This is a genomic window from Halomonas sp. I1, from assembly GCF_032334135.1.
Classification (GTDB): Bacteria; Pseudomonadota; Gammaproteobacteria; order Pseudomonadales; family Halomonadaceae; genus Halomonas.
Genome location: NZ_JAVXUS010000001.1, coordinates 191,892 through 210,099 on the forward strand (window position 1 = coordinate 191,892; position 18,208 = coordinate 210,099).

General features: G+C 65.7%; 16 protein-coding genes. 1 reads left to right on the forward strand and 15 read right to left on the reverse strand.

Going from position 1 to position 18,208, the window contains the following annotated elements:
* Window positions 1-41: 41 nt before the first annotated feature.
* The 14 genes from RSO41_RS00860 to RSO41_RS00925 form a co-directional block, all read right to left on the reverse strand.
* A complete protein-coding gene (locus tag RSO41_RS00860) occupies window positions 42-1,784 on the reverse strand; it encodes a methyl-accepting chemotaxis protein (RefSeq protein ID WP_315616846.1) in 1,743 nt (580 codons plus the stop codon).
* A 72-nt stretch (window positions 1,785-1,856) separates the two neighbouring features.
* A complete protein-coding gene (locus tag RSO41_RS00865; protein WP_315616848.1) occupies window positions 1,857-3,479 on the reverse strand; it encodes a methyl-accepting chemotaxis protein in 1,623 nt (540 codons plus the stop codon).
* Between the two features lie 36 nt (window positions 3,480-3,515).
* The gene (gene cheW, locus RSO41_RS00870; protein ID WP_275287437.1) at window positions 3,516-4,013 is read right to left on the reverse strand and encodes a chemotaxis protein CheW; all 498 of its coding nucleotides are present in this window, start codon (window positions 4,011-4,013) and stop codon (window positions 3,516-3,518) included.
* Window positions 4,010-6,223 (reverse strand): chemotaxis protein CheA, encoded by a 2,214-nt coding sequence (gene cheA / locus RSO41_RS00875; RefSeq protein WP_315616851.1) that lies wholly within the window; start codon window positions 6,221-6,223, stop codon window positions 4,010-4,012. Before cheA ends, cheW begins: the two co-directional genes overlap by 4 nt.
* A 33-nt stretch (window positions 6,224-6,256) precedes the next feature.
* The gene (gene motB / locus RSO41_RS00880) at window positions 6,257-7,210 is read right to left on the reverse strand and encodes a flagellar motor protein MotB (RefSeq protein WP_315616853.1); all 954 of its coding nucleotides are present in this window, start codon (window positions 7,208-7,210) and stop codon (window positions 6,257-6,259) included.
* On the reverse strand, window positions 7,207-8,079 hold the full coding sequence (motA, locus tag RSO41_RS00885; protein ID WP_315616855.1) for a flagellar motor stator protein MotA: 873 nt from the start codon (window positions 8,077-8,079) through the stop codon (window positions 7,207-7,209). The genes motB and motA overlap by 4 nt, the downstream gene beginning before the upstream one ends.
* Window positions 8,080-8,203: 124 nt before the next feature.
* Entirely contained in the window at window positions 8,204-8,782 is a 579-nt protein-coding gene (flhC, locus tag RSO41_RS00890; protein ID WP_315616857.1) for a flagellar transcriptional regulator FlhC, read from the reverse strand.
* Entirely contained in the window at window positions 8,772-9,119 is a 348-nt protein-coding gene (gene flhD, locus RSO41_RS00895) for a flagellar transcriptional regulator FlhD (protein ID WP_315616860.1), read from the reverse strand. Before flhD ends, flhC begins: the two co-directional genes overlap by 11 nt.
* A 324-nt stretch (window positions 9,120-9,443) precedes the next feature.
* Window positions 9,444-9,713: an EscU/YscU/HrcU family type III secretion system export apparatus switch protein gene (locus tag RSO41_RS00900; protein WP_315616862.1), complete on the reverse strand. Its 270-nt coding sequence runs from the start codon at window positions 9,711-9,713 to the stop codon at window positions 9,444-9,446.
* Window positions 9,710-10,759: a flagellar hook-length control protein FliK gene (locus RSO41_RS00905; protein ID WP_315616864.1), complete on the reverse strand. Its 1,050-nt coding sequence runs from the start codon at window positions 10,757-10,759 to the stop codon at window positions 9,710-9,712. The genes RSO41_RS00900 and RSO41_RS00905 overlap by 4 nt, the downstream gene beginning before the upstream one ends.
* Window positions 10,756-11,160 carry a flagellar protein FliT gene (locus RSO41_RS00910; protein ID WP_315616866.1) on the reverse strand — a complete coding sequence of 135 codons (405 nt, stop codon included), beginning with the start codon at window positions 11,158-11,160 and terminating at the stop codon, window positions 10,756-10,758. Before RSO41_RS00910 ends, RSO41_RS00905 begins: the two co-directional genes overlap by 4 nt.
* Window positions 11,161-11,162: 2 nt before the next feature.
* Window positions 11,163-11,579: a flagellar export chaperone FliS gene (fliS, locus tag RSO41_RS00915; protein WP_315616867.1), complete on the reverse strand. Its 417-nt coding sequence runs from the start codon at window positions 11,577-11,579 to the stop codon at window positions 11,163-11,165.
* Between the two features lie 51 nt (window positions 11,580-11,630).
* Entirely contained in the window at window positions 11,631-13,007 is a 1,377-nt protein-coding gene (fliD, locus tag RSO41_RS00920) for a flagellar filament capping protein FliD (protein WP_315616869.1), read from the reverse strand.
* Window positions 13,008-13,138: 131 nt separating this feature from the next.
* Complete coding sequence (locus RSO41_RS00925) at window positions 13,139-14,824, reverse strand: HD domain-containing phosphohydrolase (RefSeq protein ID WP_315616871.1); 1,686 nt, start codon at window positions 14,822-14,824, stop codon at window positions 13,139-13,141.
* Between the two features lie 204 nt (window positions 14,825-15,028).
* Here RSO41_RS00925 and RSO41_RS00930 point away from each other — a divergent pair, with 204 nt between their 5' ends.
* Window positions 15,029-17,725, forward strand: coding sequence for an EAL domain-containing protein (locus RSO41_RS00930; RefSeq protein WP_315616873.1), 2,697 nt, complete (start codon window positions 15,029-15,031; stop codon window positions 17,723-17,725).
* A 21-nt stretch (window positions 17,726-17,746) separates the two neighbouring features.
* On the opposite strand, the gene RSO41_RS00935 is transcribed toward RSO41_RS00930, so the two are convergent.
* Window positions 17,747-17,986, reverse strand: coding sequence for a DUF2835 domain-containing protein (locus RSO41_RS00935; protein ID WP_315616875.1), 240 nt, complete (start codon window positions 17,984-17,986; stop codon window positions 17,747-17,749).
* Window positions 17,987-18,208: the final 222 nt, after the last annotated feature.

The window sequence follows — 18,208 nt, forward strand, 5'->3', positions numbered from 1 at the left end:
TATCGATCGGCGCCGGCGCGGTGGCCGGCGCAGCCTGCCCTTCAGAAGGATTCCCACTCTTCGTCGCGGCCCGTGTCGCGGGCCTTGCTCGAAGCGTTGGTCTCCTTGTCGGCCGGCTCTCGACCCGCCGGCATCAGCGCCGGCATCCAGCGCGCCAGGTCACTGGTGTCATTCCCGTCGGCCGATTCGCTGACCGCTCGCATGGTCCCGGCGTCCTCGCGCAGACGAAAGCGCTGGGTGGCCTCGCGCAGACGCCCGCTCTCGGACTCAAGCTGCGTCGCGGCACTGGCGGCCTGCTGGACCAGCTCGGCATTCTGCTGCGTGACCTGATCCATCTGGGTCACGGCCTCGTTGACCTGGGAAATGCCGTTGCTCTGCTCGGTGGACGCGGCGGCAATCTCGTCCATGATGTCGCTGACCCGCTGGACGGACTGGACCACCTCGGTCATGGTCCGGCCGGCCTGGTCGACGCTGCCGGTGCCGGCATCCACCTGCTTGACCGAAGCCTCGATCAGCTCGCGAATCTCGCTGGCGGCGGAAGCCGAACGGCTGGCCAGGTTGCGCACCTCCTGGGCCACCACGGCGAAGCCACGGCCGTGCTCGCCGGCACGGGCCGCCTCCACCGAGGCGTTGAGCGCCAGGATGTTGGTCTGGAAGGCAATGGAATCGATGGTGCCGATGATCTCGGCGACACGATGGGAGCCACGGCTGATCTCGTGCATGGTCGTGACGACCTCGCCCACCACCTGGCCACCTTGCTCGGCGGTGCGCGATGCCTCGGCGGCCAACTGGCTGGCCTGCTGGGCGTTCTCGGCGTTCTGCCCCACCGTGGAGGACAGTTCCTCCATGCTCGATGCCGTCTCTTCCAGGGAGGCGGCCTGCTGTTCGGTGCGCGACGAGAGGTCGTTGTTGCCGCTCGCGATGCTCTGGGTGCCCTGGTGGATCGACTCGCTGCTGGCGCGCACAGTGCCCACTGTCTGGGCCAGGCCGGCCTGCATCTGGCCAAGCGAGCTGTACAGGCGACCGATCTCATTGTTGCCCCGGGTCGGGATGTCCTGGGACAGGTCGCCCTGCTCCATGCGCTCGAAGTAGCCGACCAGCCGGCCGAGCGGGCGCACGACATTGGCGGTCACGCCCCAGAGCACCAGGATGATGGTCAGCACGGCGATCACCAGCACCACCACCATGGCGATCTCCAGCACCTTGACCAGGTCGAAGAAGTCGTCGTACAGGGCGGCGCCGTTCTTCTCGGCGGTGGAGAAGAAGACGACGGCGTCGTCATAGAATTGCTGGGTGAGCTGCTCCACGTCGGGCAGCAGATCCGTGAACGCCTGGGCGCTGCCGTCCAGCAAGGCCTGCTGCTGCGGACGCAGCCCCTCGTTCATCAGCGCCTCGAAACTCTCCCTGACCGCCTCGATACGCGGCTGCTGCCCGTCCTGGCGGGGCAGCGCCAGGAATTCCTGGAAGGTCGATTCGACCTCGTCGAAAGCCTCGGTCAGCGCCTCGGCATCGGCCTGCACCGCTTCGCGATCCTCCGGCCAGACGGCCTGCGACAGCCTGGCCTGGAGGTTGCGCAGTTCCATCTGGGCGAACAGCATCTGCGAGTTGGTGCGATTGAGGGTCGACTGCTGGTCGACATTGACCTCATTGAGGGTACGCAGCGAATCCTCGCTGTAGCGTACGGTGTAGAGGCCAAGGGCACTCAGCACCAGCACCAGTGCGGCGAAGACCGCAAGTACCAGACTCCAGCTGACCCGAACGGTCATGTTATCGAGAAGCTTCACGACTCTCTCCTGTCATCGGGCGGTTCATCGCCGCCCGGTTGTTCCAACGGTCTTGCATCATCCCGTGCTCCTTCAGCAGGTTTCCGCCGACTCGGGCGCACCGGTCCGACGCGATACCCCCTCGGTATCCGGCGTGGCGGGCTCATCCCGCTCGGCGGCGACCCGGAAGCGCGCCACGCGCTCGCGCAGGTGCTGGCTGCGCTCCACCAGGCGCCGGGACGCATCGGTATGGCCTTCCACCAGGCTGGCGTTCTGCTGCGTCATCTGATCCATCTGGGTGACCGCCTCGCCGACCTGCTCGATGCCCTGGCTCTGCTCCTGGGTGGCGGTCGAAATCTCGCCGACCAGGGCGGTGAGCTGCTGGATATCGGCAGCGATGCCGGCGATGATCTCGTCGGTCTCCTTGACCCGCCGGGTGCCCTCGACGACCTTGCCGTCGGAGCGCTCGATCAATGTCTTGATCTCGCGGGTCGCCGATGCCGAGCGGCTGGCGAGCTGTCGCACCTCCTCGGCGACCACCGCGAAACCGCGCCCGTGTTCGCCGGCACGGGCCGCCTCCACCGAGGCGTTGAGCGCCAGGATGTTGGTCTGGAAGGCGATGGAATCGATGGTGTCGACGATGCCGTTCATCTGGGTGGCGCTGTCGTTGATCTCGTTGATCGCGGCCACCACCTCTTCCATGGCCGACCGACCACGCGCCGCGTTCGAGGCGGTCTCGCCGGACAAGGTGCGGGCCTGCTCGGCATGATCGGCGTTGTGACGCACCGTGGTGGTCAGCTCTTCCATGCTCGAGGCCGTCTCGCTCAGCGCCGAGGCCTGCTGCTCGGTGCGGGTGGCCAGCTCGTCGTTGCCGGCATCGATCTCGTCGACCACGCCTCCCACGTCGTCGACGTCCCGGCGGATATCCCCGATGGTGCTGCCCAGGGCACGACGCATGCGCTCGATATCGAACAGCAGGCTGCCCTGGTCACCCTCGCGCAGTCGTACCTCGCGGGAGAGATCGCCGTCGGCGATGGAGCGCGCCACGTCCACGGCGTAGCGGGGATCACCCCCCAGCCCTCGCGTGATGCCCCGGATCACCAGCAGCATCATCAGGCTGACCGGCACGCCGATGACCAGCAGCGCCAGCAGGCTACGGCTCAGCGAGGCGATGAAGGCGGCATTGATATCGTCGATGTAGACCCCGGTGCCGACGGTCCAGCCCCAGTCGTCGAAGCGCGCGTGGAAGGAGGACTTGGGCGCCGGTTCGCTGCCTTCCTCGTGGGCCCAGAGGTAGTCGACGAACCCATCGTCCTCGGCCACATCCTCGAGGAACTCGCGGAACAGGAAACGCTCCTCGACGTTCTGGAAGTCGGCGACGGAGGTGCCCTCCGGCAGGCGCGGATGGCTGAGCAACGCCAGATCGTCGTTGAAGACATAGAAATAGCCACGCCCCTCGTCGTAGCTCATGTTCTTGATGATCTCGGCGGCACGCTGCCTGGCCTGCTCGGTGTTGATCTCGCCGGCCTCGGCGCGCGCGTCCTGCTCCTCGATCACGCCCATCGCCAGGTCGATGTAGACCTCGAGGCCCGCTCGACGCTCGTCGAGCCTGGTCTCGCGGTTCTCCCAGGCTCCCCAGCCCACCATCAGCAGCATGGCCAGCCAGATGAGTCCCAGGGAGGCCCACAGTTTTTGTGTCGTTGTCAGTCGGCGCATAGCTCCCCCACGGGTTTTATCGTTATGGGTCGACGCTTACTCGCCGACGGAGTCCACCAGGGCCATCTCGTCGCTGGTCAGCAGCTTGTCGATATCGACCAGCACCAGCATGCGGTCTTCCAGGCTGCCCAGGCCGCTCAGAAAATCGGACGAGAGGGTGACGCCGAACTCCGGTGCCGGCTTGATCTGCTCGGGGGTGAGGGTCATGACGTCGGAGACGCCATCGACCACGATGCCGACGATCCGGTCGCCGACATTGAGCACGATGACCACGGTCTGGCCGCCGTATTCCACCTTCTCCAGGCGAAACTTGATGCGCAGGTCGACGATCGGCACGATCACGCCGCGCAGATTGGTCACACCCTTGATGAAGTCGGGCGCGTTGGCGATGCGCGTGACATTCTCGTAGCCACGGATCTCCTGCACCTTGAGGATGTCGATGCCGTACTCTTCGTCGCCCAGCGAGAAGACCAGGAACTCGCGGTTCTGCTCCTCGGTGGCGGCCAGGGCGGCATTGGTGTTCGGGGTACTCATGACGGCTCTACCTCCTTGGGATGGGCAGTCGGCACGTCGCCGGGATGCTGGCCGCGACGCGCCTCCTTCTTGGTACGGTTGAGACGGTGCAGATCGGCGATGTCGAGGATCAGGGCCACGCTGCCATCGCCGAGAATGGTGGCCGCCGACACACCCGGCACCTTGCGGTAGTTGGTCTCCAGGTTCTTCACCACCACCTGCTGCTGGCCGATCAGGTCATCCACCAGCAAGGCGTAGCGACGCCCCTCACCCTGGACGATCACGGCGATGGTCTCGTCGAGCTCGGTACGCGCCCCGGCCACATCGAGGGCCTCGTGGACGGGCACCACCGGCAGGTATTCGTCGCGCACCTTGAGCACCACGTCGTCGCCGGCCATGGCGTAGAGATCCCGCTTGTCCGGCTGCAGCGACTCGAGCACCGCCGACAGCGGCAGGATGAAGACCTCGTCACCGACCTTGATCGACATGCCGTCGAGGATCGCCAGGGTCAGCGGCAGCACGATGCGGGTGGTGGTGCCCTCGCCGGTCACCGAGGCGATCTCGACGTGGCCGCCCATGTTCTGGATGTTGCGCTTGACCACGTCCATGCCGACGCCGCGCCCGGACACATCGCTGACTTCCTGGGCCGTGGAGAAGCCGGGGGCGAAGATCAGCTGCCAGACCTCATCGTCACTCATGCTGTCGCTGACCGGCAGATCGTTGCTGCGCGCCTTGGCCAGGATCCGGTCGCGGTCCAGGCCGGCGCCGTCGTCGATCACCTCGATCAGGATGTTGCCGCCCTGGTGCTGGGCCGACAGGGTCAGCCGGCCGGTGCGCGGCTTGCCGGCCGCCTCGCGTGCTTCCGGCGACTCGAGGCCATGATCCAGGCTGTTGCGTACCAGGTGGGTGAGCGGGTCGATGATGCGCTCGGTCAGGCTCTTGTCGAGCTCGGTGGACTCGCCCTCGGTGACCAGCTCCACGTCCTTGTCGAGCTTGCCGGCCAGGTCGCGCACCAGGCGCGGATAGCGACTGAACACATAGTCCATCGGCACCATCCGCACCGACATCACCGCCTCCTGCAGGTCGCGAGCATTGCGCCGCAGCAGGTTGAGGCCGTTGTTCAGCCCGGTGTGATTGACGTCTTCCAGCTCGCTGACGGTCTGGTCGAGCATCGACTGGGTGATGATCAGCTCGCCGACCAGGTTGATGATCTGGTCGACCTTGTCCACGGAGACACGGATCGAGGATGTCTCCCCACCACTCTTGGCCTTTTTCTTCGACTTGCTCGACGGCCTGGGCTTGCCGGACCCGGCAGGCGTCCCGGAGGCATCGGGCTGGCTGGCAGTATCGGACGAGGACGGTGCCGCCTCGTTGGCGCTTGCCGCGCCGGATGCCGGTGACGGCTGGTCGGTGCCCGTTGTTTCGGTGATCGTTGTTTCGGTGACCGTTTCTTCGGCCACCTTCGCTTCCGTCGCGGCGGCCTCGCCCGCCGCGGGCGCGGACGCCGCCTCGACACGGAGCTGTTCGGGCTCGACGATGAAACACATCACCGCCTCGATATCCTCGCGCCCCACCGAGGTCTCGAGGGTCACCCGGTAGCAGTCCGTATCGCCCTCCCGGGCCTGAACCTCGCCCAGTTGCTCGAGCTCCTCCACCAGCAGGTCGCGATCCTTGTCGCCGACCCCGAGCAGGGAGACCACCAGCCGGCCATCGTCCGGCGCCTGCTCGGGCTCCGCCCCGGCATCAGGCGCCGGTGACGTCTCATCGGCGGGCGCTGTCTCAGTCTCCGGCGCCGGGGATTCGGGCTCGGAGGACATGCCGTCGGCACCATCGAGCGCCTGACCGATCTCCTCCATCGCCAGTTGTTGCAGGGTCCGGCAGATGCGGTCGAAAGCGGCCCGGTCGGGCACGTCATCGCTACGGTAGGCGTCCAGCTGGTCGTGGAGCATGTCCTTGGTTTCCAGAAAGGTATCGACGATGTCCCGACGCAGCGTCAGTTCGCCGCGCCGGGCATGATCCAGCAGGTTCTCGAACAGGTGCGTGGTCTGCTGCAACACATCGAAGCCGAAGGTGCCGGCACCCCCCTTGATCGAGTGCGCCGCCCGGAAGATGGCATTGAGCTGCTCGACATCCGGGTCGTCGACATCGATCGCCAGGAGGTGGCGCTCCATGTCGGCCAGCAGTTCTTCGGCCTCCTCGAAGAAGGTGTCGTAGAAATCAGTGATATCCATGCACGTCTCTCCAGCCTGGATGTTGACGGCCCGTCAGGACTCGGGCGGCTTGCCAAACGTCTCACGCAGGCTCTCGTTGAACTCCTCCAGCGGCGTCGAGACGCCGGAGGGGCCATTACGGGTGGGCGAAGGCACGCCCAGATCATCCAGTTGCCCCGGCGCGCGGATGCGCTCGGCCACCTGCTCGAACAGGATCAGCAACTCGATGCGTCGGTTGATCGGATCGCTCGGCTCGGTATCCGGCATCACCACCTGGTCGGCGAAACCGGCGACCCGCAGCAACTTGGCCGGATCCAGCCCCCCGGCGACCAGCTCGCGACGCGACGCGTTGGCGCGCGCAGAGGACAGTTCCCAGTTGCCGTAACCGTGATACCCGTTCAGGTAGGCCAGGCTGTCGGTGTGGCCACTGATGCTGAGGTCGTTGGGCAGCTCGTTGAGCATCGGCGCCATCAGGCGCAGCAGGTCACGCATGTAGGGCGCGACCTGGTCGCTGCCAAGCTCGAACATGGGGCGCTGCTCGGAATCCACCAGCTGGATGCGCAGCCCTTCCGGCGTCATGTCGAAACGCAACTGGTCGCGGAGTTGCTTGAGGTCCGGGTCGGCATCGATGGCCATCTCGATGCGCCGCTGCAGGTCGCGGAAGGCGCGGCGCTGCTGCTCGCTGGGACGCGAGCGCTGGCGCATGTCGACCCGTGCGCGTTCGCCCTCGGTATAGACGGGATCGGGCCCGCCGCCGGGAATGACGTTCTCGCTCATCGAGGCGCTGTCGCCACCGGCAATGGCGGTCACCAGGGGCGTGCTGAAATACTCGGCTACGCCCTCGCGCTCCTGGCGGCTGGCCGTCGACAGGATCCACATGACCAGGAACAGGGCCATCAACGCCGTCATGAAGTCCGCCAGGGCGATCTTCCAGCTACCGCCATGGTGGCGATGAACGACCCGCTTGCGCCGAATGATGATCGGTCGTCTGTTGTCGCCCTGACTCATGCACTCCCCGCCACCGACTTGGCCTGTCGCACGTACTCTTCCATCTCGGTGAAGCTCGGCCGGTCAGCCGTATGCAGCGCCTTGCGCCCGAACTCCACGGCCAGTTGCGGGGCATAGCCATGCAAGCTCGCCAGCAGGGTGACCCGAATGCACTGCAGCATCTTCTCGGCTTCCTTGGCCTGGCGCTCGATGCGGCTCGCCAGGGGCATGATGAAGCCATAGCCGAGCAGGATGCCCAGGAAGGTGCCGACCAGGGCGTGGGCGATCATCTGCCCCATCTGTTCGGGGCCGGCGGCGGCGGTGCTCAGGGCCTTCACCACCCCCATCACCGCCGCCACGATGCCGAACGCCGGCATGGCATCGCCGATGCGACCGATGGCGTCGATCGGGACATGGGCTTCCTGCTCGAAGGCCTCGATCTCGTGGAGCATCAGCTCGTCGAGCTCCATGGGATCCATGCTGCCGCTGACCATCAGACGCAGATAATCGGTCAGGAAGGTCATGATCATGGGGTCGGCCAGGACCTTGGGATGGTCGTTGAACAGCGAGCTTTCCTGCGGGTCGTCGATGTCCCGCTCGATGCCGAGCATGCCGTCGCGGCGAATCTTGGTCAGGATCTTGTACTGCAGCGTCATCAGTTCCAGGTACATCGCCTTGTCGTACTTCTTGGAGCGACGCAGCCGGGGAATGATGCGGAACGACGCCTTGAGCGCCTTGCCGTTGTTGGAAGCCACGAAAGCCCCCACCCCCGCACCGCCGATCATCAGCAGCTCCGTGGGCTGGAACAGCGGCCCGAGACTACCGCCGGCCAGCACGAAGCCGCCGAAAACGGAGAGCAGGACGATCAAGTAACCTATGGGGATCAGCACGGCCGACATCCTTAGCAGGAACGTGAATGACGTAACTGTCTTGGATATCGGCGCCGGCGTAACAAAACTTGAGGGCGCGGCACAAAAAACTGCGGCGCCCCTCGACAGGGACGCCGCCCGGCTCTCAAGCCTGGCTCGAGGCCTCCAGGGCTGGGGGTACGCGACGTGCCGCGTCGGCCTGTTCGCGACGCTTGCGCGTCTTGCCGGCCCGCGAAGGCGGCTGACAGATGCCGCAGACGTAGTCGTGGCTGGGGCTGTGGGCATGGGCCACGAAACGGCCATGGCAGCGCGTGCAACTGGAAAGCTGCAGTTGCTCGCTTTCGAAGAAGCGCACCAGGGTCCAGGCTCGGGTCAAGCCCAGCACGGCATCGGCATCATCGATCGCGACCTGCTCCAGATAGAGGCGGTAGGCCTTGATAAAGCCCGACATGCGCGAACAGCCATGATCCTCGCGCAGGCGCAGGTAGACGTTGTAGAACAACGACGAATGGATGTTGGGCATCCAGGTGATGAACCAGTCCGTGGAGAAGGGCAGCATGCCCTTGGGGGGCGACATGCCGCGCACTTCCTTGAACAGCCGGATGAGTCGGGCACGGCTGAGATCGGTTTCGGTCTCGAGCACCTGCAGCCGGGCTCCCAGTTCGATCAGGTCAATGGCGAGGCGGACCTGTCGCCACTCATCCAGCAGGCTCTTAGTCGACATGGCCACGCCCCTCCTCTGGCGACAGACTCGACGACAGGGGCCGGGACGCCATCAGCAATGAGGAGTGAAAGTGGGACAACCCCTGTTCGCGCGGATTGTCGACCACCTGGCGCAATGGCTCGACGCCGTCATGACCGAGCTGGCATAACAGCTGGTTGGTATTTGCTAACCTCGAAAGCTGCTGGGCGCCTAATGAGAAAAGAAAATCGGCCATGGCATCATCGATCTTGAGCCGAAACATGGCTTCTTCTCGATCGGCATGCAGCAGGCGCTGCGCCAACAGGAGATACGCAAGATTCATTTCCCGGATCTCATCCAGGTATTCGTTCGTTTTCATAATTCCCTGCTTTTACCGCATTTATTTATTCGGCACGGCCTCATACGCCCTACCTGTCGTGATGCCTTCATCTCACGAAAAGCACAGCATACGACCGCTTTTTTTCATTTGTGCAACATTGTCTATGCTCCACCGGTGGATGCAACATCGCGCCACCAACGGTCGGGTCCTAAGGGAATTTTGCATTGCCCAATGTGATGAAAAAGCGCTAGCAAATCATCTTATTAAGGCAATGCTATTGCACAGGCAGGAAAGAGAATTCGGGCAGGATCGTTACAAAAAAATACAAAAAAGACGACATCATGCCGACGAAATGGCCGTCATTCAACGCTCATCACCGGCCCTTTCGTGCAGCCAGAGCAGCAGTTCGGCGATGACCCGATACAGCCTGGGCGGAATTTCTTCGTCCAGATCAAGCTGCATCAACAGCCCCACCAGCTCCGGGGCATCGTGGACATGAACGCCCTGGCGTCGCGCTTCCTCGACGATGCGCTCGGCCAATTCGCCATAGCCACGCGCCACGACCCGGGGTGCCGCGTCATCATCACCATAAGCCAGCGCCACGGCCCGTCGACGTGCGTCATCGTCGGTCATTCGCCTTCCTCCCGCCAGGTTTCCAGACGTAACTGAACACGCTCGAAGCCATGGCGTTCCAGCCGCTGGCGCAGCGTCTCGAGCGCCGTCGCCAGATCCGACAGGACCGTCTCGTCGCGCGCTTGCAGGGTGACATCCAGTGTCGTCGCCCCCATTCGCAGGGCCACCCGCATGGCGCCCAGCCCCGCCACGTCCAGGGTCAGCTCAGAACGACAGGTACCCGCTTCACCGTGCGAGGGCGCTTCATCGTCGTCGCGCCGATGTTCCCGCCCTTCGGGTGGCAGGTGCACCGCCAATGCCATGAACAGGCCGGTCCAGACATCGCCCTCCCAGCGCAGGGTCGGCGCCGCCAGCATTTCCAGTTGATGGCGAACCAGCCCCTGCAAGTGCTCATGAACCGGCGCGCGATGCTCGGCCACGGCACCGGACGGCGAGGAACGTGGTGCCTCCCCGGTCGGGCTTCCCGCTTCGCCGGCGGCCGCAGTGGCGCCGATCAAGGGAGCGGCCCCCGTTCGCGAGGTCGCCGCCGGCGTGAAGACCAGGGTCCGCCACATCTGAGGCTCGCGTTCGAGCTGCTGACGCGACAGCCCTCCCGCGAACCAGCGCGCCAGGTGCGATTCGTAGAAGAGCCCGCTGTCTCGCACGCTGCCCTTGAGGCGTTGCGCCAGCAGGGAGGGCGAGATCGACTGATCGGCATTCAGCAGGGCGGCGGCAGGGGTCACGACCGAGGTAGGGGCGGGAAAACGCAGCAGCAGGTCGGCGATGGCCCGTGCCGTCGCGCTGAAGTGGGTATGCGTCGAGGCCGGGGCCGCGGCCTCCGCACCCGGCAGTGGCACGGCGGTGCGTGGCGCCTCCCGAGCGGTGGGCACGGCATGCCCCGGCGGCGAGCGGGCGTCGAGTCGCGAGTCGCTGTGCAGGGCGCGGGGCGCATCGCCGGGGGCGACCGGCTTGACCGGTTGGTTCAGGTCCCTGGGGGGCGGCACATCGGCGCGCTTGCCCAGCACCTGGTGCAGCAGCGTGTCCAGCAGCGGCGTGATACCGCTCACGACGAATCCGCCCCGAAGCGCGACCCGGCATCGATGACGCCGGGCCTGGCGCCGGCCCCGTAGGTACGCTGCAGATCGCGCTGCCGCCGGGAGACGCCGATCAGCTCGCCCAGCTCATCGCGACGCTGGATGAGGTGGCGGCGTATCTCCAGGTCGTTCGCGAGGATACGCTCCAGCAATTCGGCCTTGTGTCGCTGCTCCTCGCCATCCAGGGAGACGCCGGCATCGAGGGTCGACAACCGCTCCACCTGCTGCACATATTCGGTTTCCTGATCGACCAGGGCCTCCCAGTCGGCCGCCAGGGCGGATTCCAGCATGCTTTCGCTGCGCGTCAGCAGGCGGGTGTAGGCGTCGAGCACGGCATCGCTCGAAACGAGCGCTCCATCGAGAGACTGCCCCATGCTCAAGCTCCCGCGGCCTGGGGCTCGATGTCCCGCCAGGCCGAGGCGATGTCATCCAGCAGGCGCTCCGCCTCGTTCAGGGCGTCGACGTCATTGTGGGCATTGGCGGCCAGCAGGCGACGGGCAATGTACTCGTAGAGCGACGCCAGGTTACCCGCCACCTCGCCGCCGCGCTCCCCGTCCAGAGCCGCCAGCAAACCATTGTTGACGATATCCAGCGCCTTGGAGATCGACTTGCCTTTTTCGGCCAGATTGCCTGCCTCGAGGTGGATACGAGCCGCCCGAATGGCCGCCTGGGCGCCGTCGAACAACATCGTGATCAGCTGATGCGGGCTGGCGGACATCACGCCACTCTCCACCCCGATCCTGGCATAGGTGCTTGCACCGCGCCCATAGGTAGCGCCGTATGTGCCTGTCATCTCGCTCTCCTCTACTCCCGCTCGCCCAGATCACGTCGGCGAATTGTCACATTAACCGCTGAGCGCGCTGAACTGCTGGCTCAGGTAGGTACTGGTCTGGTTCATATTGGCAATCATGCCGTCCAGTTGGCTGAACTGACTGCGATAGCGCTCGATCGTCCGATCGATGGAGCCCTCCATGCGGGTATATCGCTCGTTGAGCCCCTCGATACGCGACTCCACGCCACTGGTCGCGTTATCGAGTGTGCCACCCTCCTTCAACATGCTTTCCAGGGCCGTATCGAGGGTATCGGTGAGCCCGTCGTTCGACTCGGTGCCGGCAAACAGGTCGGCCAGCGCCTGACGGTTGTCCATGATGGTGTCATCGAGCGCATCATCATCGAGTGTCAGAGTACCCTCGACCTCCAGGTCGATCCCCACCTCGCTGAGCATGTTGAGCTCGCCACCACCGACCTGCCCGCCGATGATGTCACGCAACCTCGACTCGATGCCGCGCAGAGTGCTGTCGCCGAGCAGCTCGCCGGCCTCGCCGGTTTCGGCGTTGAAGCTGGTCAGCGAATCGATGGTCCCACGCAGGCTGTTGTAGGCATCGACGAAGCCCGACACCCCGTCACGCAGGCCGCGATTGTTGAGCTCGACCTCGACGGTGGAATCGCCCGTCTCGGCGATGTCCAGGGTGACCCCCTGAATGGCGCCCTCGACCTGATTGGACTGACTGCTGATACTCAAGCCGTTGACCCTCAGGGCCGCATCCTTGGCCTGCACGGTCTGCTCCATGGTGGCATCGGCGACCCCATAGGAGAGCTTGGCATCCAGAGTGCCATCGCCCGCGTCGCTGTCGAAATCGACCGACTGGATGGTCGACTCGGTCCCCGTCTTGTCGCTGGTGAGCACCAGGCGATGCGGGTTGTCCTTGCCGTCGTTGACGATGGATGCCGTCACGCCGGATCCCTCGGCATTGATGGCATCGCGGATGCCCTCGAGGGAACTGTCAGCCTGGGCGATATCGAGGTTCAGGGTCTGGGCAGCGTCGCCGGTGCCGACTTCGACGGTCAGGCTACCGGCTCCGAGTTCGGCGTCACGCTCGGCGAAGCCCTGGGACGCCAGGCTCTGGGCGCGCGCCAACTCGTCCACCGACACGTCATAGCGCCCCGCCTGAGCCTCGCTGGAGGCAGTCGCGGTGACACTGTCACCACTCACGTTGCTGGAAAGGCTCTGGTAAAGCTCCTCGCCGTTGAGCTTGGCCGCCGCGTCCTGAAAGGATGACAAGGCGCTCTTCAGCTTGCCGTAAGCGGAAACCTTCGCTTCATAACTCTGCTGCTGAGCGGTAATGGGCTCGAGCTGTTCGCGCTCGGCCGATTTCAACTGATCCAGCAAGCCATTCAGGTCCATGCCGGACCCGATACCCAGCGATGATATCGACGCCATGACGTTTCCTTACCGAGACGAAGTGGGCCAGTCTGACAAGCGCCGTCGGCAACGATGCCACGAGCAGACCTTGTCGAATGGGCTATTTTCTCCTTTATCGGCCAGCCCCCCAGGAACTTTAGGCACTGTATTCACACGCCCACCACGACTTCTTCGACCACCTCACCCAGGCGCTGGCTCACGTCACCCTGAAGGACCTTGCCCAGCTCATCCGTCGGCGGGCCGACCGTCTCGGTAAGCTGGACACGAGCGATCGCCCCGCTGTCGTCCAGCCCCTGGACCCACCCCAGGGTTCCGCTCGAAAAGCGCACCAACGAGCCGACCGGATAACGCCCGAATCGCCGGCAGTAACGCCGCACCCAGCGTGCATCGAACGCCTCGGGATGTGCCACCAGATGGCGCTGCACTTCCTGGACGCTCCAGGCGGGGCGATCCGCTCGGTCGCGTCGCATGGCATCCCCGACATCGACCACGGCGGCGGCGCGTTCGAGTTCTCCCAGTTGCTCGTCGCCCAGGCCCTGTGGATAACCGCTGCCATCCAGGCGTTCGTTGATGCGCTCCACCACCGAGGCACGGACCGCGCCGGCCAGCCAGTGGCAATGACGCAGGCGAGGCCCGAGGGCAGCGACATGCTCCCGCATCCGTTGCCGCTCCTCGTCACTCGGCGAGGCCTGCTCCCAGAGCTCGTTCGGCAACAACGCCTTGCCCAGATCGTGCAGCATGGCCGAGGCCGCAATGGCCTTGCACAGCTCGCGGGGCGGCGAAGCATCCTGCAACAGGTCGAGCAACTGCACCGCCACGCTCAGGCAGTGGCGCACCAGCCAGGTCTCCTCGTGCAGGCAGCGTGTGGCGAACAGCAGCCCCTCGCGATCCTCGTCACGCAACGACAGCAGCAGATCGGCGTGGCGCGACAACTGCACCGAGGAGACCTCGCCGCCTTGCTGCAGTTCGAGGAGCTGGGCATCCAGATAGCCGGCCACGCGCGACAAGCGCTTCGCCATGGGCGTGGCATAACGGCACATGTTGCGACGCCCTATCGTGGGGGAAGCGCTCACCGAGGCCTGGAACAAGGGGGACGGCAGCCGGGACGCATCGTCGCCCTCGACATGGCGCGCCGCCTCCTGCTCGATCGCACGCACGAAATACCACAGCTTGCGCTCCTGCTCGGCGCCGCCCTGTTCGAACCGGAACCCTGCCTGGATCACGCGACGCTCCATATCCGCGTGCCGGTGCCGCAGCGATGCCTGACGGACGGCGTAGCGCGTGCCATCGGGAAAGCAGAGCTCGATCTCCAGCGGCACCGACACTTCCCCCAGCAGACCGCCCGCAGCCAGCGGCAACTCCAGCCGGCACCCCTCCAGGGAGAGGTCCTTGAGATCCCCCTGGATCGCGCGACCGCCCCCCTCGATGGTGCGCAGGATCGCCCCGACCTCCATGCCGAGCCGCAACCCGGCGCGGAACGTCTCGCGGCGCTGCAGGACCTCGAGGCTGCGCGGATAGTCACTGCGACAGACCAGCCGGCCCTCGTCGTCCTGGCACGCCTGCATGCTCAGGACCGAGGTGCGCACCATCTTGCCCTGACTGCGACCCAGCAGGCGGAAGGGACGACCGCGCTGCAGCGACCCCGCGACCTCGCGGATCGCGCTGATGTCCAGCTGCAGTTCCTCGCCGGGCCGATGATCCATCACCAGCACCGGCAACGGCTCTCCCCCGGCGTCCTCCAGTTGGAGCGAGGCGCCACCCGGCGCCATCAACGCCTCGAGCAGTGCCTCGATCTCCATGGGACTTTCCACCCGGTCGTAGCCGTCCTCCACCATCCTTGTGCCTCTCGTTGCGCTATAAAGAAACGTGTTCGTACTACATCGGCCGACACCGGCACAACTTGAAACCCGCGCATGCCCTGTCATGGCCCTGGCATATCAGGCCTTGCCGTCGACCTGCCCTAACCCGCAATCTTCCGATATGCCGCTGGACACGACGGCCCCGGAACAACAACACTGACACGGGGGAGGAACCCACCCATGCCCGCTCGGATCACTGCCGAAGAGGCCTTCCGGCAACTCGCCGAAGGGCTTGGCCACAGCGGTTCCACCGACTTCTTCGACACCCTGGTGGAACGGCTGGCCCAACTGCTCTCGGCCGATCATGTACTGATCGCCCGGGTGCGGGACGACAAAGCCCAGACCCTGGCCATCTGGTCCCGAGGACAGCATCTGGCGAACGTGCAGTATGCCTTGGCCGGCACGCCCTGCGAGACGGTGGCCAGCCACGAAATGTGCCTGTACCCCGGCAATGTGCAGTCCCGTTTCCCCCATGACAGCATGCTGCGGGAGCTCGAGGTCGAGAGTTACCTGGGCCTGCCGTTGTTCACGACAGACGGCGCCCACCTGGGGCTACTGGCCGTCCTCGCCAACCGCCCCATCGCACCCAGCGACCAGGAGTACGAGCTGCTGCGCATCGCCGCGACCCAGGCCGGTGCCGAACTGGGCCGACGAGAAGCCGAGTGCGCCCTCCAGGAAAGCGAGCGTCACGCCCGGGAGAGCGAACGCCGCCTGGACACCCTGCTCAATCATCTGCCGGGCATGGCCTACCGCTGCCTCAACGACACGGACTGGACCATGCTGCTGGTCAGTCAGGGGGCCACCGACCTGATCGGCTACTCCCCCGCCGATCTTACCCATAACCGTCGGATCAGCTACCTCGAGCTCATCCACCCGGACGACCGCCAGCACGCCGACGACGCCGTGCAGCAGGCCATCGCCCGGCGAGAGCCGTTCCAGGTCGTCTACCGCCTGCGGACCGCCAACGGCGGCCTTCGCTGGATGTGGGAACAGGGCCAGGCGGTGTTCGACGCCAACGGCCAGGTCGACTGCCTGGAAGGCTTCATCACCGACATCACCGAGCAGCACGAGGCCCAGCGCGTGCAGGAGGCGGTGATGCAGATCGCCTCCACCGTCACCAGCCGCGTCGGCGACGACTACTTCCATCAACTGGTGAGCACCCTGACCCGCACCCTCGAGGCCGACGCCGGCTTCGTCGCCCTGCTGGAGCCCGCCTCCACGGCAGACGCCAGTGCCTCGCCTCTTCCCGACGAGACTATCGTCAGCCTGATCAGCGCCCTCTCCGATGGCCGCACCCTGGCCCCTGGCCGCCTGCCCCTGGCCGGCACGCCCTGCGCGACGCTGCTCCACGAGCAAGAGATCATGATCCAGCACGAAGGCCTTTCCGGGCTGCCGGGCTTCCCGGCGGATACCTGTGCCTGGATCGGCCGCCGGCTGGACAACACCCGAGGCGAGCCCATCGGCTTCATCATGGTGCTGTATCGCCAGCCGCTGGAGGCCGACGCCTTCGCCACCTCGGTGCTGCGTATTCTCTCCACCGGCGCCGCCGCCGAGCTGGAACGTCGCAACGACCACCGACGCATGCACCAGCTGGCCTATACCGACGGCACCACCGGCCTGCCCAATCGCATTCGCTTCATGGAAGACCTGAGCCATCAGCGCCAGGCCGCCGAACGCGACCAGACCCCGCTGGCACTGCTGCTGATCGACATCCGCCGGTTCAAGGAAATCAACGACACCCTCGGCCATCAGGTCGGCGACCGGCTGCTCGCGACTCTCGGCGGGCGGCTGCGCGCCGCCCTGGGGCCACACGAGCGTCTGGCCCGGCTCTCCGGCGACGAGTTCGCCCTGCTGGTGCCCCGAGCCACGGCGCCGGAGCTGGAACAATGCCTCGAGCGCATGCGCCAGGCCGTAGGCCGCCCCCTCACCCTCGACCACCACCGTTTTACGCTCTCGGCCAGCATCGGTACCGCCCAGTATCCGCGGGATGCCGTCACGCCCGAAGAGCTGTTCAAGTTCGCCAGCATCGCCCTCTACCACGCCAAGCACCAGGCTGACGGCACCTGCCCCTTCGACCCCTCGATGACCCTGGCCCTGCAGCGCCGCCAGCGGATGACCGAACGGCTCCACCTCGCCCTCGGTGAGGGCAAGCTCGAGCTGTACTATCAGCCGAAGTTCGATCTCGCCAGCGGCGAGCTGGTGGGGGCCGAGGCGCTATGCCGCTGGTACGACGAGGACTGGGGCTGGGTCAGCCCCGGGGAGTTCATCCCGCTGGCCGAAGAGCGCGGGCTGATTCGTCCGCTGGGCGAATGGGTGCTCGAAAAGGCCGCTCGCCAACTGGCCACCTGGCGACACAACGGCCACCCCCTGCCGGGCCGGCTGTCGATCAACGTCTCGGCCCAGCAATTCACCGACCCCGACCTGGCCCGGCGCATCGCCGAACTGACCCGCCACACACCGACCTCGTCCATCGACCTGGAACTGACGGAAAGCGACGTCATGCGGGACCCCGAACAGGCCATCGCCATCACCCAGACCCTGCGCAAGGCCGGCTACACCCTCTCGATCGACGACTTCGGCACCGGCTATTCCTCGCTGGCCTACCTGCGTCGCTTCGCCGCCGACACCCTCAAGATCGATCTTTCCTTCGTGCGCGAGATGCTCGACGGCCCCCACGACCGCGCCATCGTGGAAACCATCATCGCCATGGCCCGCAGCCTGGGCATGCAGACCATCGCCGAAGGGGTGGAAACACCGAAACAGGCCCGCGAACTGGCCCAGCTGGGCTGCGACCAGGCCCAGGGCTTTCACTTCGGCCGCCCGCAGCCCCCGGCCGACTTCGTGGCAAGCTGGGTCGCGGCCATGACCTCCCGATAAAACCGCACCGCAAGCGCCGTATCAGCGACTGTCCGGCGGCGCCGAAAGCCGCCGAATCCCCTCGAAGCGACCCTCGGGCGAGACATACAAACGAAAGACGCCATGCACCCCGTCCCGCGTCACCACCCGCCGCAGCGCCTCGGCCGGAAACTGCACGCTACGCCCATCCAGGCTACGAGTATGCACCACGCCCACCCGGCCCTCGTAATGGGCCAGGCAGGCGGCGGGGGAAAGCTCGATAATTACGTCGATGGTGGGCATGGGGTTCAGAAGCAAGAAGTAAAGGGTAAGGAGTAAAGAGCAAGGAGCCCGAGTCTATCACCGCCCTCCTGGCCCACCGCATCCCAGGTGACTTGGCTTGGTGTTCGCCCCAGGCCGAGAGCAAAATTTTTCACGTCACACCCTAAAGGTCCCTTCCAGGCCACCGATATAAGGAGTAACGGCCAACGGCGCCGTTGCGGCAGGCCCGGAGCGCCCACGTGA

Coding starts and splice junctions, on each gene's coding strand:
- motB (WP_315616853.1), bottom strand. CDS start 7,210: ATGAGTCAGGGCGACAACAGACGACCGATCATCATTCGGCGCAAGCGG.
- RSO41_RS00865 (WP_315616848.1), bottom strand. CDS start 3,479: ATGCGCCGACTGACAACGACACAAAAACTGTGGGCCTCCCTGGGACTC.
- RSO41_RS00935 (WP_315616875.1), bottom strand. CDS start 17,986: ATGCCCACCATCGACGTAATTATCGAGCTTTCCCCCGCCGCCTGCCTG.
- RSO41_RS00900 (WP_315616862.1), bottom strand. CDS start 9,713: ATGACCGACGATGACGCACGTCGACGGGCCGTGGCGCTGGCTTATGGT.
- RSO41_RS00910 (WP_315616866.1), bottom strand. CDS start 11,160: ATGGGGCAGTCTCTCGATGGAGCGCTCGTTTCGAGCGATGCCGTGCTC.
- RSO41_RS00930 (WP_315616873.1), top strand. CDS start 15,029: ATGCCCGCTCGGATCACTGCCGAAGAGGCCTTCCGGCAACTCGCCGAA.
- fliS (WP_315616867.1), bottom strand. CDS start 11,579: ATGACAGGCACATACGGCGCTACCTATGGGCGCGGTGCAAGCACCTAT.
- RSO41_RS00925 (WP_315616871.1), bottom strand. CDS start 14,824: ATGGTGGAGGACGGCTACGACCGGGTGGAAAGTCCCATGGAGATCGAG.
- flhC (WP_315616857.1), bottom strand. CDS start 8,782: ATGTCGACTAAGAGCCTGCTGGATGAGTGGCGACAGGTCCGCCTCGCC.
- cheW (WP_275287437.1), bottom strand. CDS start 4,013: ATGAGTACCCCGAACACCAATGCCGCCCTGGCCGCCACCGAGGAGCAG.
- cheA (WP_315616851.1), bottom strand. CDS start 6,223: ATGGATATCACTGATTTCTACGACACCTTCTTCGAGGAGGCCGAAGAA.
- fliD (WP_315616869.1), bottom strand. CDS start 13,007: ATGGCGTCGATATCATCGCTGGGTATCGGGTCCGGCATGGACCTGAAT.
- flhD (WP_315616860.1), bottom strand. CDS start 9,119: ATGAAAACGAACGAATACCTGGATGAGATCCGGGAAATGAATCTTGCG.